Origin of the sequence: Fulvivirga imtechensis AK7, assembly GCF_000331535.1 — a bacterium.
Classification (GTDB): Bacteria; Bacteroidota; Bacteroidia; order Cytophagales; family Cyclobacteriaceae; genus Fulvivirga; species Fulvivirga imtechensis.
Genome location: NZ_AMZN01000109.1, coordinates 1 through 16,623, shown reverse-complemented (window position 1 = coordinate 16,623; position 16,623 = coordinate 1). Strand labels below are relative to the sequence as shown.

At 45.9% G+C, this 16,623-nt stretch carries 9 protein-coding genes; 6 read left to right on the top strand and 3 right to left on the bottom strand.

Features of this window, described 5'->3' with window-relative positions; translation table 11 throughout:
• The first annotated feature begins 469 nt into the window (after positions 1-469).
• Together C900_RS24980 and C900_RS24975 are read left to right on the top strand one after the other, a co-directional pair.
• The gene (locus tag C900_RS24980; RefSeq protein WP_040497536.1) at positions 470-4,036 is read left to right on the top strand and encodes a PAS domain S-box protein; all 3,567 of its coding nucleotides are present in this window, start codon (positions 470-472) and stop codon (positions 4,034-4,036) included.
• 39 nt (positions 4,037-4,075) lie between these two features.
• Entirely contained in the window at positions 4,076-4,447 is a 372-nt protein-coding gene (locus C900_RS24975) for a response regulator (RefSeq protein WP_009583167.1), read from the top strand.
• 79 nt (positions 4,448-4,526) lie between these two features.
• Here C900_RS24975 and C900_RS24970 read toward each other — a convergent pair whose 3' ends face one another.
• From C900_RS24970 to C900_RS24960, 3 genes are all read right to left on the bottom strand, one after another.
• Entirely contained in the window at positions 4,527-5,615 is a 1,089-nt protein-coding gene (locus C900_RS24970) for a sensor histidine kinase (RefSeq protein ID WP_009583166.1), read from the bottom strand.
• Positions 5,616-6,004: 389 nt separating this feature from the next.
• Positions 6,005-6,685, bottom strand: coding sequence for a response regulator transcription factor (locus tag C900_RS24965; protein WP_009583164.1), 681 nt, complete (start codon positions 6,683-6,685; stop codon positions 6,005-6,007).
• A complete protein-coding gene (locus C900_RS24960; protein WP_009583163.1) occupies positions 6,678-8,045 on the bottom strand; it encodes a sensor histidine kinase in 1,368 nt (455 codons plus the stop codon). The genes C900_RS24965 and C900_RS24960 overlap by 8 nt, the downstream gene beginning before the upstream one ends.
• 679 nt (positions 8,046-8,724) lie before the next feature.
• Here C900_RS24960 and C900_RS24955 point away from each other — a divergent pair.
• The 4 genes from C900_RS24955 to C900_RS24940 all read left to right on the top strand — a co-directional run.
• Positions 8,725-9,474 (top strand): GLPGLI family protein, encoded by a 750-nt coding sequence (locus C900_RS24955; protein WP_009583161.1) that lies wholly within the window; start codon positions 8,725-8,727, stop codon positions 9,472-9,474.
• A 368-nt stretch (positions 9,475-9,842) separates the two neighbouring features.
• Entirely contained in the window at positions 9,843-12,623 is a 2,781-nt protein-coding gene (locus C900_RS24950; RefSeq protein WP_009583160.1) for an outer membrane beta-barrel family protein, read from the top strand.
• A 1,154-nt stretch (positions 12,624-13,777) separates the two neighbouring features.
• The gene (locus C900_RS24945) at positions 13,778-14,116 is read left to right on the top strand and encodes a PadR family transcriptional regulator (RefSeq protein WP_009583157.1); all 339 of its coding nucleotides are present in this window, start codon (positions 13,778-13,780) and stop codon (positions 14,114-14,116) included.
• Positions 14,113-16,623, top strand: a 2,511-nt coding sequence (locus tag C900_RS24940) for an ABC transporter permease (protein ID WP_040497535.1), incomplete at its 3' end; no start/stop codon positions are given. The genes C900_RS24945 and C900_RS24940, both read left to right, overlap by 4 nt.

Here is a 16,623-nt window from a genome sequence, read left to right as displayed (position 1 = left end):
TTCATTAAAATATATCAACGTTTTTATATCGAACTCACGTTAATTAGTGTCTCTAAGAAAACGTCAATGTCTGCGTTACGCTTGTCCCAAAAATGCTCACGTACCTCAGGACGCTCCGCTTTTTGGGACTTCGTCCCGTCCTTTGGCGGGAACGTTTTCTTGAAGCCACTTAGAGTTTTCATACAAGCACTAATGACCTGATCTATGTGATAAAAGTACCATTTAAGTTGATTTTTGCATGTTTCTTTACTCGAGTAAATATTTTAGCTAAAATCTTTCAAATTGACCTAACAAATCCAGGGTAGTTTTGTTTTAAAAAGTGATGATAAACAACAGATTTAATAAACTATTGTTTAGATCATTTTTTGCCGGCCGATCATGTCTGTGAATAGTTGATATTTTGGCGGCTATTTTTTATAGTTTTAAAACACCCTCTTGTGGTGGTATAAGAGATATTAAATATAGTAAATTGACCTTTTCTCAATCACATCCAAGGCAGGCTGCATCCGATCTAAAAGATTCAGACAACCTACAAACTTGCGAAACCGAAACCAGGCTGGCAGAACTGTTTGAGCAGGCCCCTGCTGTCATGGCTGTCCTGAGAGGCCCCGACCACGTATTTAATATGGTGAATGTCAGCTATATGAGGCTTGTCGGCCAGGGTAGAGATATTATTGGAAAACCAGTAGCAGAAGCGCTTCCTGAGATTAAAAACCAGGGTTTTATTGAACTTTTAGACTGCGTTTATAGCACTGGCGAACCTTATATCGGTAATGAAACACTGTTAAGAGTGGATAAGCATGGCAATGGCATTATGCAGGATGTCTATGTTAATTTTATTTATCAACCTCTTAAAAATGCGAAAGGGGAGGTAACAGGTATTTTTGCCCAAGGTGTTGACGTAACGGAAACTGTAAAAGCTCGTTTGCAGATTCAGGAAAACGAGCAGTTTTTAAACAGACTGGTGTCCAACCTTCCTGGTTCTGTTTACCGGTGTGAACCGGAAAGTCCCTGGAAAACCACTTATATGAGTGAAGGTGCCTATGAGCTCACCGGATACAGACCGGATGAATTCACATCAGATGAGGTCAGGTGGATTAGCATCATTTATCCGGAAGATCTTGATTATGTGATCAGTCGTACAAAAGAGGGGATTACCAACAGAGAAATATTTACCCTTACTTATCGCATTGTTACAAAATCAGGAGCGCTGAAGTGGGTGTGGGACAGGGGTGTGGCCACCTACAATGAAAATGGCGAGGCTGTTTTCATTGAAGGTTTTACTACAGACATCACCGAACGAAAAACCGCGGAAATTGAGAAACAAAAACTGGTTGCTATTATAGATGCTACAACTGATTTTGTGGGGTTGTCTACCGTGGATGGAGATGCTATGTATATCAACCCCGCGGGGTTGAAAATACTAGGCTGGGAAAACATAGAAAACCAGAAGATACTGGATTGCATTTACCCTGAAGACAGAGCCCTGGCCAGGGATGTGCTGCTGCCTTCCTTGTTTGAAAAAGGGCATTTTAGACATGAGATCCGTTTCCTGAATGAAAAAACCGGTGATCCTGTATGGATGATCTGGAATGGTACTAGCGTAAGAGATCCTGATACAGGAAAAATAATTGCATTGGCCGCTATTTGTTCTGACATATCAGGACTCAGGGAGGCTAAATTAGCCCTTGAAATCAGCGAAAAGAGGCTCAAAAAAGAACTTGACGGCATGAAGCAACTGCATAAGCTGGTTTCGCGCCTGCTTGCGTGCCCTGATCTGCAGACCGCGCTTAATGAAGTATTGAGCGCTACTTTACAAATTGTTGGCGCCAATATGGGTAATATACAACTTTATGATGAGCAGGACCAATGCCTTAAGATAGTAGCGCACATTGGCTTTAATGACGATTTTTTAGAATATTTTGGAGAAGTAACATTTGGTGATGATTCGGCATGCAGTATGGCGATGAAAAGGCTGACCAGGGAAATAATTGAAGATGTACATCTGGCGCCTTCATTTAAAAAACATTTAAAAATAGCGGAATCGGCCGGCTACCGGGCTGTGCAGTCTACTCCGTTATTGAGTCGCAAAGGGCAGTTGCTGGGTATGCTCTCCACTCATTACAGGCAGCCATGCAGGCCATCGGAGCGCGAGTTGCGCATACTTGATCTGTATGCCAGACAGGCGGCTGACTTTATTGAGCTTTTCCGCAGTGGTGAAGCCTTACGGAAAAGTGAGCTTCGCTTTAAAACATATGCCGAAGCTATGCCACAGATGGCATTTGTGGCTGATGCTCAGGGAAACATAATTTACTATAACCAGCGATGGTATGACTATGTCGGTAAGATGGAGGGCACTGAAGGGTGGGGATGGGTCGATAAACCGATACACCACCCTGATGACCTGCAACTTACCCTGCACCGGTGGCAGGAGTCGCTGCATACCGGCAAGCCATATGAAATGGAATATCGTCTGTGCCGGCATGATGGAGAATACAGGTGGCACCTAGGCAGGGCGGTACCTATGCATGATTCATTCGGAAATATTGAGATGTGGCTTGGTACAAATACGGATATTCATGCACAAAAGCAGGCAGTAGATGCGCTGAGAAAAAGCGAAGAGTACTACAAGACCATGACCGATAACACTCCAGTAATAACATGGATCACCAGACCGGACGGACACTGCAGTTACCTCAACAAGCAATGGTATGAATACAGCGGACAAACTCCTGCCACTGGTCTGGGCTTTGGCTGGTTGGAAGTCGTGCATCCTGATGATTACGAACGAACAAAGTACATTTTTCTGGATGCGGGGAAGAAAAAAATTCCCTTTAGCATGGAGTATCGCCTCCGGCAAAAAGATGGCCGGTACAAATGGCATCTGGTAACCGGCCTTCCCAAATTTGATGATCAAAAGAAATTTGAAGGCCATATTGGTGCGGTAATTGACATCCATGAGCGTAAGATGATGGAGGAAAAGCTTCAGGAAAGCGAAGAATTCAGCCGCACGCTTTTTGAAAGCAGTCCTGATAGTGTAAAGGCGCTGGACATGGATGGCAGGCTACTTTCTATTAATACCAGAGGCAAGGAGATGTTTCTGATCGATGACCCGGATGGGTACAAAGGAGTACATTGGCTGGATCTCTGGAAAGGAGACTATTTTGCTGAAGCGTTAAAAGCCATTACAAAAGCGCAGACTGGAGAGGTTGGCCACTTCAGGGGCATCCGGGAAAATCCTAAGGGCGAGCAACGTTGGTGGGATGTGCTCGTGGCGCCAGTATACGGGCCGGGCGAGAAAGTGGAACGCCTGGTATCCGTTTCCAGAGACATCACTAAGCTGAAAGAACTGGAACAACAAAAGGATGACTTCATTGGCATTGCCAGCCATGAATTGAAGACCCCTGTTACCAGCATTAAGGCCTATACGCAGGTGTTGCATAGTAAGTTTGATCAGGCCAATGACAGGCAATCAGCCGATATGCTGGGTAAAATGGATATCCAGATCAATAAACTCACAGGGCTAATTTCCGACCTGCTCGATGTGACTAAGATCGAGCAGGGCAAAATGATTTTCAGAAAGGAGCATTTTGAATTTCATGAATTGGTAGAAGAAATAGTAGAGGAAGTACAGAGAACGGCATGTAATCACGAGATAATTACAGAACTGGCAGAAAGCAAAATAGTTGCCTATGGCGACAGAGATCGCATCGGGCAGGTGATCACCAACTACTTGACTAATGCTATCAAATATTCTCCCAGAGCTGATAAGGTAGTGCTGAGCACCAGTGCTGGCATAAGAGAATTGGTACTGTCGGTCCGGGATTTTGGCCTTGGTTTAACAAGAGAGGACCATGAAAAAGTTTTTGAACGGTTTTATCGTGTAGGAGGTAAGGGTTACGAAACTTATCCTGGACTGGGGTTAGGGTTGTATATCTCATCCGAGATCATTAAGCGGCACCAGGGCCAGGTATCAGTGGAAAGCAGGAAAGGAGAGGGGGCTACATTCTATTTTTCATTGCCATTGCCACAATGACTGAACATCACTGCTGTTTTATGGTTTAATGTGTTACCTATGAGTGATTACAAAAAAAAGATACTGGTTGCAGATGATGATCCTGGAATACTGGATGTAATGAATATCATGCTCCATGATGTAGGAGGCTATCATGTGGAAACAACAACACGTGGTGAAACCGTTCTTGAAATGCAGGGGGAATACCCGGATCTGATATTGCTGGACCTATGGATGTCAGGCATCAATGGCAGTGAGATCTGCGAACAGCTAAAAGCGAATGAGCAAACCAGGGATATACCCGTGATCATTTTTTCCGCTAATAGGGATATCCAAGCTATATCGGAATCTGTGGGCGCTGATGACTACTTGGCTAAGCCGTTTCAGATGAATGACCTGCTGGAGAAAGTAAGGCGATTTATAGATTCCTGAAGTCTTTCGTCAAAAATGGGCATTCGAGGAAGACCTTTTGTGCTAAATGCTATCGTGATTCTACTTCTGCCTCCAGTATCTATTTTTCAGATATCTGTACGATAAAAGTGGCTCCTTCCCCTGGTGCTGACTCTACTTCAATAGTACCGTTATGAACCTCAACTATTCTTTTAGCTATTGAAAGACCAAGACCTATGGGCTTTTCACCTTTGGTGCCCGGCTGTTTCACTTTTGTAAACCTTTCGAAGATCTCCTCTTGCTTATCTGCCGAAATTCCAATACCGTCATCAGCAATTTTTAGCGTTACCAGTCCATTCTCTACATTTGCCGAAAGTGTTATATGTCCGTTCTGTTCTGTGAATTTTATGGCATTAGAAATTAAATTTTGGATCACCAGCTTAAATTTTCCAGGATCGATCATTAGATAAAGCTCGCCTTTCGGAATATCTTCCCGGTAGTTAATATCCTTGTTTTTCATATCCAATGCGTAATTTTCAGTCACTCCCTTAAGAAGCTGGATGAAATTTGTCCTGGACCTATTCAGCCTGAAGCGGTTCGATTTCTGTTGCACCATCTCGATCATACTGTTGATCATTGTGTTCATCTCTCTGGATATACGTTGAGCAACTATATTATACCCCTCTGCATCAATGTACTGTTCCTGACCAAAGGAATTTTGCTGTATCTCCAATAAATTCATAACGCTGCCCAGTGGCCCCCGCAAGTCATGCACGACAATGTGGAGAATATCCTCAAGATCGAGGTTTTCCTTTTTAATCTGCTCTAACATTGTAGTTCTGTTGGTAATGTCTATCACATGGCCCGCAACTTTTTGTGATCCGGATGATTTAATAGGATGAATGCTGATATTCACCCATTTTAAGGGTATTTCTTCATTCGTTATCTTAAGCTCTTCATCCTGTTGGTAATTTCCTTTTTCGATCTGATCAAATATATTATCGAAAATCTCGCGATAATCCCGATGTATGAGTGTTCGCATGTTCCCGAGATCATCATCATTGTTAGCAAAATTGAATTTTTGAAACGAGTCGGACAGGTAGACGATCTTTTTTTCTTCTACGTCATATACAAAGAAGTATTCGGGTATAGTCTCAGTGATTTGCCTACGATAATTATCTTTTGTAGTCTGGTTCAAAACTTTGGTCAAGGTTGTTGGTTTTTTAGTTGTCACTTTATATAACAAAAAATGGTTAATACGGTTTTCGGTAGTTGGTTATTCGTTAATTGTTAATTGTTATTGGTGCTGATTTAACCATAGAGGAAGCAGAGGAGGAACAGAAATCATAAACCACCACGTCATCCTGAAATTTCGTAGAGCAACGAAGAAAATATTCAGGATCCCCTTGTTCCACGGAAGAAGCTGAAGCCCGGACACTGCCAGTTAGCGAAGAGATCCCGGATCTTCACTGCGTTACGTCCGGGATGACGGCATTGGAAATCGCCACTGTCCTCCGCTGGCTATGGCGACTGAGAGACGGAGGTGGATGAGCGTAGAGCAAAGAGCTTGTCACTAAGCGACACAAAACTAGTAACCAGCTACCAATGACCAGCAACCAAATGATACCCAACACCACGTAGTGTAATGATCTGAATATTAGGATCTTCCTTCAGGTAGTCTCTGAGTTTGGTGATGTAGACATCCAGGTTGCGTGAGTTGAAGAAGGAGTCATCGCCCCAAAGCTCCATCAGAATGTCTTTCCTCAGCACTGGCTCATTGCGGGCGGTGAGCAGTCTGAGCAGACAGGTTTCACGGTAGGATAGCTTTCTCACCTGATCACCCTTTCTCAATTCGTATTTGTCAGCCCACAATTCATAACTACCAATAACCACCCTTTCCTCATTATCGGAGCGCTTTGACAGATTCAGTAAGTTATGGATCCTGACGATCAACTCTTCCATACTGAAGGGTTTGCGCAGGTAGTCGTTGCCACCGGCATCAAAGCCTTTCAGAAGGTCTTCTGTCTGCGTTTTGGCGGTTAAAAAGATAATGGGAACGCTGGAAATCTTACGGATGTCTCTTGCCACCGCATAGCCGTCTTTATTGGGCAGCATAATATCCAGCACACACACATCGGGCTGCAACGCCTGGTATGCCTCCAGCACCCTGGCGCCATCGGTGACCATATGTACCTCCAGCTTACGGCTTTCCAGACTTTCTTTCACTATCCTGCCCAATGCAGGTTCGTCTTCCACATACAGCACCTTGATATTAGCCATTCTTAGGTAATTTAATGGTAAAAGCACTTCCTTTTCCTGGTTCGCTTTCCACTTCAATAGTTCCCTGATGTGCCTTCACAACCTGCTTCACATAGCTCAATCCCAGGCCATAACCTTTTACATTGTGAACGTCACCATGAGGCACACGGAAGAATTTTTCAAAGATCTTATGCTTATATTCCCGGGGAATGCCCATTCCAAAATCCTTTACCTCCAGGACCAAATGCCTGCTTTCCTCAGTCAACGTAACCCGGACAGGGGTTTGTGATCTGCCATGGTTAATGGCATTGTCGAGTAGATTATAGACCAGGTTAGTCAGGTGCATTTTACTTCCTTTCAATTTGAAATCACTACCATGAAAAACCGTCTCCACTGTTGCCAGCTTATCTTGCGATGACAAATTCATTCCTTTAACTGATTGGTTTACAGTATCTTTAAAATCAAATACTTCATTATCCACTTCAATTCCAATATTTTCATATACGGAGGTATTCAATATCCGTTCTGTCATTAACGACAGCCGGTCCAGCTCCGTTTTCACAATATCCAGGTACTCGTGCGTCACTTTAGGATTGTCCAGCACATTAAAATTTCTGAATGCCTCCAGCGCCACATTTACCGTGGCAATGGGTGTTTTTAGTTCGTGCGATACATTGTTGATGAATTCATCCTTCTGCATGGATAGCCGCTGCTGAGTCATCAGGTTTTTGTACATCACCAGGAAAGCGATCCCGATCATAATGGTCAGCAAGATGGAAAAAAGGATCTGGGGGAGGATCTCCTTAAATAAAAGTAGTTGTACGCCCTCAAAAGATGCCGCATACTGCCGCGCATTAGGTGGGCCTATCCGTATAAATTCAGTCATAAAAGCAGGTGAATCTGTCCTGATCACCTCTCCGGGCTCCCTCTCCAATACTCTGAAAACGATCTTACCGTCCAGCGCCTTCAGGTTTTTATCATATTGATTTTTAAGTGATTGCACATCAAGACTGTCCGGGTTAATACGGATCATAATGCTCTTCAGAGGCCTTTCTGCATCTCCTGCTGTGTCAAGCTTAGCCAAAGAGTCTCTGGTAACAATCAATTTCGATCCCGAAAGATCCAACTGCAAGGCTTTTCCTATGGCAGAAAAGGCTATGCTGTCTCCAAAGTGACTTCTCCTGAACCGCCTGTGCTTATACCGCAGAGAATCTGATTCCAGCAGGTCAATACGCGACATATAGAGCGAGTCCATAAGCGTGGCCACGGTGTTTCTGAAAACCAGGTTGGTTTCACGCCTGAAAGCATTTTCAGCACTCTTATACTCGCTTTTGATCCAGTAAAACTGTAATACTAAAAGCAGTAAAATGCTGCAGCTCATAAGCGCTAGTAACCATGTGTTTCTCTTCACGTTCTGTTATTCGTTATTCGTTATTCGTTATTCGTTATTTGTAAATTGTTAATGGTCATTGGTTAATGGTTAGGTCATCTTCCGACTTCGGTCTCCGGTCTTCATCGCCACTGTCCTCCGCTGGCGGAGGTGTCCGAAGGACGGAGGTGGTAAGGTTTAGAGCAGAGCGCCAGGCGCTAAGCGCTTAGCGTTCAACCCACCTCTGAATCTCCTCCCAGGAGGAGAATAGCGTACGTTTGTTAAATCAAACCATCAATCATCATCACACCCTCTTCCGACTTCGGTCGCCGGTCTTCATCGCCACTGTCCTCCGCTGGCGGAGGTGTCCAAAGGACGGAGGTGGTAGGGCGTAGAGCAAAGCGCCAGGCGCTAAGCGTTGAGCGTTCAACCCACCTCTGTATCTCCTCCCAGGAGGAGAATAGCGTACGTTTGTTAAATCAACTATCAATCATCATCACACCACCCCATCACCGACCACCGCTCACCGATTACTGATCACCGATTACCGATACATCCGCAAGATACGGCCAATAAGGCTGATAAAGTAATACTTTAACCTTAATTAACCTTCCTTTAAGGTTGCTTAACCCAGTTCCGTGACGCGCCCACGTACATTTGGAAAGTACGAATCCCAAAAAGCAACAACATCATGAACAAACATTTACTCTTTCTTACAATAGTTACACTTGCTGTCAGCACCTTCAGTTACAGTCAGTCTGGGGCAGATCAATCCAGCGGAGTGATTACCTACGAATCCAAAATGAACCTGCACCGGAGACTGACAGGGGAGCAGGAGGGAATGAAGGCTATGGTGCCGGAATTCAGGATCACCAACTTCCGACTGGCATTCAACGGTCTTACCTCTTTGTATAAACCCATATTGGAAGACGAAGAGGAAGAAATGGGTTCCGGTGGTATGAGAATACAGATGCGCCAGCCCTACAGTGAAAACTATACCGATGCCGGCAACCACACCACCACCCGTATGGTGGAGTTTATGGGTAAAGAATATCTCATAGAAGACTCACTGACCATACAGCCCTGGAAACTGGGTGATGAGGTACGGGAAATCAATGGCTACAATTGCCGCATGGCCTATTACACTGATACCACCAATAACAACACACTTGAGATCACAGCCTGGTATACTATGGAGCTACCTCCCTTCATCGGCCCGGAGCGGTTCAACACTCTGCCGGGAACAGTGCTGGCCGTTGATTTTAACAACGGTGAGCGGGTGATACTAGCCAGAGACATCGTTTTTCGCGAGCTGAGGAAAAATGAAATCAAAAAGCCAGAAAAAGGCACGAAAGTCACTGAAGAGGAATACCGTAAGCTGGTGGAAGAACAGATAGAGCGCATGAGGCATGGTGGCGGAAGGATGATGATTAGGAATTAGTGATGGGTTAACTGGTCACTGGTCATTGGTCATTGGGGACTGGTTGCTGGTGATCGGTAAGCAGTAATCGGTAATCGGTGGATTGGGCTAAAAAAAACTGCCAGTTTCCCGGCCTTGTGCCGGATGACGGGTCTAATTAAATAACGCGTCATTGCGAGGAAAGGGACGGTATGAGCCGGGTGACGAAGCAATCGGATAGAATTTACGAATTATGAATTACGAATTATGAATTACGAATTATGAATTACGAATTATGAATTACGATTTACGATTAATTGCTAACGATTAACCAATAACCATTAACGATTAACGATTAACGATTAACGATTAACGATTAACGATTAACGACTACCATTAACAACAAAAAAATGAAACACCTATTTACAATACTTTGTCTGCTCATTGTTGCGGGCGCATCGGGTCAAAATTTCAATATAAAAGGGGAGGTGGCAGACGAAAACGGAGGTGGTTTACCTGCAGCAACGGTCATGCTGCTGAATGCGGAGGATTCGACATTGGTAAACTTTACCGTTACTAATGCTGATGGCGTTTTTGAACTCAAAAATGTGCGCAATAAGCGCTGGCTGGTGAAGGCTACATTCTTAGGATATCATCCCGCAACGGTGGTAGCCAATCCTCCGGAGGGCGCGCTGCTGGACCTGGGGAAGATCAGGATGCAGCCTAAAAGCACTCAACTGGATGAGGTGACTGTAGAGGGCGAGCATATTCCGGTAACGGTAAAAAAGGACACCATAGAATACAACGCACGCGCTTTCAAAACAGCCAACAATGCCATGGTGGAAGACCTGCTCAAAAAACTGCCTGGCGTAGAGGTAAACGGCGATGGAGATATCACCGCACAAGGCGAACAGGTTCAGCGGGTTATGGTGGATGGCAAAGAGTTTTTCGGACGTGATCCGAAGCTGGCCACACGCAACCTGCCTGCCGATGCCATTGAGAAAGTGCAGGTGGTAGATGGCAAATCAGAGCAGGCGCAGTTTTCAGGTATCGATGATGGTAAAAGGGAGAAAATGATCAACCTGGAGCTGAAAGAAGACCGAAAGAATGGCGCTTTTGGCCATGCAACGGCAGGAGTGGGGACAGACGACCGGTTCGAAGCCAAAACCAACCTGAACCGCTTTACCAAAGGATCCCAGCTTTCGCTGCTAGGGATGGCCAACAACACCAACCAGCAGGGTTTTAGCATTGATGAATACATGAACTTCACTGGCGCAGCCTCGCAAATGATGGGTGGCGGTGGCGGCAGGATCACCATCAGCGCTAACAGCGATGGAGGTATACCATTGAACTTTGGGAATAACAACAATGGCATCATGACGACCATAGCGGGCGGGTTGAACTTCAACAAAGACATTAACCAGGATCTGGAGCTCAATGGCAGCTACTTTTTAAACAACCTGGAGCATGATATCTCCCGGACATCGGTCCGTGAAAACCTGCAGCCTGATCCTGAACGCAACTTCAACTATATCGAGGAAAGCACAAGGGAGAATACCAATAACAACCACAGGGGCAATTTCACGATCAACTATGCCATAGATTCTGCCAACTCACTGCGGTTGAATGGAAACCTGAGTTTTAACAACACCACCACGAATACCATGGGCAGCAGCAGGACGCTGGACAGCGATGGATCGGTCAGGAACGACAGCGAACAGTCGAATTATACCACGGGAACGTCTGACAGGGCCAATGGCAGTTTGCTTTTTCGTCATAAGTTTGGCAAAAAGGGCAGAACCTTATCTGTAAATTCGGAATTCTCTTACCAGGATAGCGAAAATGAAGGCACATTACAGGCGGTAAACCGCTTTTACGGTCCTGTAACAGAGGAAATTATACTGAACCAGGAGTCCGTACAGGAGACACAAAGCCGTGTGCTGGGCTCAACGGTCTCGTATACTGAGCCGCTTGGCGGGCGGAAATACCTGGAAGCTAACTACAGTATCAGGCAGAGTACTAATGATGTAGACAGAGAGGTTTATAATATTGTAAATGAGCAACTTATATTCAATGAATTGCTGAGCAACAAGTATTCCAGTGATTACTTATATCAGCGTGGTGGCGTTAACTTTCGCTACAACCAGCGGAAGTACAATTTAACGCTGGGAGTGGGGTACCAGGCCACACAGCTCGATGGACTGCTCGAACTTCGCAATGTGGCTATCGGACAGCATTTTGAGAATGTACTGCCGGTAGCACGGTTCAACTATGAATTCACCAACTTCAAGCGCGTGAGTATAGACTATGAAACATCCGTTCAGGAGCCATCGATACAGCAATTGCAGCCCGTGGTGGACAACAGTGATCCGCTGAATATCTATGAAGGTAATCCTAATCTGCAGCCGGAGTACACCCACAATGTACGGGTAAACTTCAACAGCTTTAACCCGATGAAGTTCCTGGGCTTTTTCGCTTTCATCAACTTGTCATACACCGAACATGCGATCGTGGATACACAGCAGATCAATGAGCAGTTTATCCGGTACACCAGGCCGGAAAATGTGAGCGATGCGCTCAGCATCAGGGCTAATTTCAATTTTTCTCTGCCCATAACAGTGCTTAAAAGTCGCATCAATATTGGAGGGTCGCTGAACGAACGGCATGCCTCAACGGTGCTGAACGATGTGCAGAACAACTTCAGGCAGACATCGGCTACGCTAAACCTGAGGTACAACTTCACCTATAAAGAAATACTGGACCTCAGCCTGAGCAGTTCCATCAACAAACAGCTCTCTGACTATGAGCTGAACCAGCCGGACCAGGCATTTGTGAACAGCACATACACGGTAGAGATGAACTACAGCTTTCTGAAGAGCTACCAGTTACAGACCGTGTACAATTACATGTTGTACGACAACGAGAGTCTGAACTTTAAAGAAGACATCTCGCTGCTGAATGTGTCGCTGTCCAGGACATTCCTGAAGAACAACAAAGGCGAAATCAAGCTGTCGGTGGTGAATCTGCTGGACGAGAACGCTGGCGTAACCCAGACAGCCGGTGTGAACTACATCGAGCGCCAGAGCACCAATGCACTGGGTCGTTACTTCATGGTTGGATTCACCTACACCATCAACAAACACCTGAATCCTGTTGGCGGTGGGGGAAGGAGAATGATTTTTAGACGGTAGTGTAATGTGGGGTGCCCTTGAGAATTGCTGCTCGTTATTTCATAGCTTAGGTTCTTACTTTTTGTCTCTTAAGAAGGCTTTCCTTGAAAATTAATTGATCCCAGGCGGGTGGGGTGTCCGCGGGCAGCGCGGTCCGTTCGATGCATGTGGGTGAGCAGCCTTAAGGGCTGGACATGAGCGTTTAGCGGGGAGAACGGGCTTTGGCCGCGGCGCCCTTTTCTTTCCCAAAGGGATCCCTTCTGGATTGTTTCGTCCCGATTGAAACATCGGGATGAAAACCAGAGTTAAAACCTCAAAAAATAGCGAAACTGCTAACTTTTGAGGTTTGCATAAGCCAAAATAGTACCCAAAACTGACGCCTCCAGTGTGAAGCACGAAGAATCTTCCTAAGTTCAAGGATACTGCCATTAACTTAGGAAGATCCTTCTCCCGAAAGCATTCGAGATAGGATGACCGCCTTTTTTTAAGCATTTTATATCGAACTCACGTTAAATAAGTTGTATGGTCAAAAGCCCTGAAAGGGCAATATCCATTAACGATGGGTGAAGCCCATCGGGTACGAACCTACACTTTAAAGCCCTGCAGGGGCGAAATATAACCCTCCGGTAGTACTGAGCCAATCCCGCCCTTTCAGGGCTTGTGTTTACATGCGGCTAATTGAACAAAAGGCTACACCTTTTGCTGACAGATATTGCCCTTTCAGGGCTGGACCATCCATATCACCACAGCCACTTAGTATCTTATATACATATGTGCATAGAGTAGCCTCCCAGGGAAAGGGAAGTGCAGACTGCAGTAAAAGCACAGGCTGTTGATGGGTGAGGTGTGAAATTCGGGGGCAACGAGAAATCTATTATTTTCTTTACAAATAGGAAACATATACATTTGTTCTGCGTATAGGAATGATATGAAATGACCATAAGGCTAAGCCATACCAACCGAGGATGAATATCAAGAAATCTTCGGGATACCGGCAGAGATTAAGCACCTTGGTTATTCCATCCCGATAAAAATCGGGACAAGTAGTGACCATTGAAAATCAATTATATACACATGAAATGAGCATAAACTTTAAGCATCCTAAATTATACCACCGAGGATGAATAAAGTTTGTAGCGAATTCCATGTGACCATTGAAAATCAATTACATACACATGAAACTCACACAGCTCGGCGAATTTGAAGAATTAGTACTGCTGGTCGTTGGCGCACTAGGCGATGAAGCCTATGGCGTCACCGTGAAGCAGGAGATCGAATCACAAACCGGAAGAAAGCCCAGCATCGGGGCTTTGCACAGCGCGCTTAACAGGTTGGAAACCAAAGGGTTTATCAATTCACACGAAGGAGGCGCTACCAACGAACGGGGCGGACGAAGAAAGCGCTATTATCAGTTGACAGCTTCCGGAAAGCGGGCATTGCTGGCAGCCCATGAACTGCGGAGCAACCTCATCAGCCGTGTTCCCGGGTTATCGTTAGGAGGGAGCCTGTCATGAAGCTCCGGCATACACCACCGGCCTGGGCAGACCGCTTCCTGGAGTGGTTTTGCGCAGACGACCAGTTGGAGATCCTGCAAGGTGATCTGCACGAATTGTACCAGGATCGCCTGGAGAGATTGCCCCGATGGCGGGTGAACCTCTGTTATTTCCGGGACGTGCTGGACATGCTCCGGCCTTTTGCGCTGAAGCGAAAACGCACCCTATACACTTTAAATCAAGTTGATATGTTTAAAAATTACTGGAAAATAGGCTGGAGAAACCTGCTGAAAGAGCGGCTTTTCGGCTTTATCAATATCATCAGCCTGGCACTGGCCATTACTGTAGTGTCATTTATATTTCTCTACCTGAAGCAGGAGATGTCTTACGACAAATTCCACACTCAGGGTGAGAGGATCTACCGGATGGCCCGGTTTCAGTTTGAAAGCGACCGTAGTATTACAGAGCGTGATGTATATCTGCCCGAACCTCTGGCCAATGCCATGACGAGCAGCTACCCACAGGTGGAGCAAACCGTGCGTATTTTTAATACAGAAGTACTAGTTAACCATAACAATAACTTTTTTGATCAGCAGGCGCTCTTTACAGACCCCTCTTTTACCGATATGTTCAGCTTTGAACTGTTGGAAGGCAATAAAAATAATATACTGCAAGACCCTAATAGTGTGGTAATTACGCCTAAGATGGCTGAGAAATACTTCAAACATGGAGATGCGGTGGGTAAAACCCTGAATATTCGCTTAAACAACGAGCCATACAGCTTTAATGTAAGCGGCATTATCGCCAATGCACCGGTCAACTCATCAGTACAATACGATATGCTGGTGCCGCTCAGCTTTGTCCTTACCAATTTTGAATTCGCCAAAAGATCAGTCAATAACTGGGGCATGTCTTACCTGCAAACCTTTGTGTTGCTGCAACCCGGGGCAGACATAGCGCATTTGAATGATCAAATGGATCAGTTGTGGATGAAAAACAACCAGACATCGCTTGATTTCATGCAGGAAAGAGGCACCTGGAAGGAGGGAAGCCCCGCTCCGTTTACCTATCACCTGCAGCCGCTCCATGAGATGCATTCGGATATTAACTTTCCCGGTGGCATTACTGCCCCGGTTGATGGCCGCAAATATTACATCCTTGGCGGAATAGCGCTGTTTGTGCTGCTGCTGGGCTGCATTAATTTTACGTTGCTATCTATGGGCAAATCAGGACGAAGGGCGAAAGAGATCGGGATGCGTAAAACGCTGGGAGCGAGGCGCTCGCAAGTCGTGCTGCAGTTTTGGAGCGAGAGCTGCATCACCAGCCTCGTAGCGCTTGTGGCAGCCATAGGCATGGTCTACCTGGCACTACCGGTATTCAACGAGATGGCTCAGGCGGCACTCACTTTTCAGGACTTCATCCGGTGGGACAGCCTCGCCATTATGCTGGGGGTGACGCTGTTTACAGGACTGCTTGCCGGAGTATATCCGTCACTGGTGTTGTCGTCCTTCGAGGCCATTACAGCTATGAAAAGCCGGGTAAAAATGGGTGGAAATTCAATGTTTTCACGGTCTCTGATCGTTGTACAGTTTGCTGTTTCGGCCTTTTTTATCATCGGGGCGTTGGTGATAGACCACCAGGTAAGCTATATGAAAAATAAAGATATTGGGATTGACAAAGAAGGTGTGATGGTGCTTTCAGTTGCTGATCTCGATGATCAGGAAAGCGAGGTGTACCGTAAGACCATTTCCAATTATTCTTTTGTAGAAAATGCTTCGGGAATTCGCTTTCGCCTGCCGGTATATTCCAATGCCGGCTGGAGCTATAATGGCGAAGGTTATAAGGGCTATATCCTGGCTGTAGATCGTAATTTTCCGGAAACATTCGGCTTGGAGCTTGTAGCCGGACGTAATTTCCTGCCGGAGGAGAGCGATTCTGTCAACGCCCTGGTTGTAAACGAGGCGCTTGTAGCACGGATGGGCTGGGAAAATCCCATTGGCCAGCGGCTGCTGGGCTATGAGCGAAAAGGACTGAATGAGCCGGTGATCATTGGTGTAGTAAAGAATTTCCATTTTCAGTCGCTGGAGAATGAAATAGAGCCCATGATCATTACCATTAACCCGGCAGAGCCGCTCAGCAACCTCATGGTGCGCATGAACACCAGCAACCTGGGGGAGAACCTGGAGGTAATGAGCAGTGAGTGGAAAACGCTGTTTCCCGACAAACCCTTCCAGTACAGCTTCCTGGAAGACGACCTGGAGGCTGAATACGCCAGCCAGGAGCGCTGGAGTACAATATTAAGAGTGGCCTCGATCATGAATGTATTTATCGCGTGCCTGGGGCTCTTTGGCTTCGCCACGCTGTATATGACCGGCAGACTGAAAGAAATCGGTGTTCGTAAGGTTTTCGGGGGCTCCACGGCATCTATATTTTACAAGATAGCCAGCCAGTTCCTGGTACTCGTACTTGCAGGCTTCACGATAGCTGGCTATTTCGGTCGGACCATGCCAGTGATTTCGGTCAAAAGG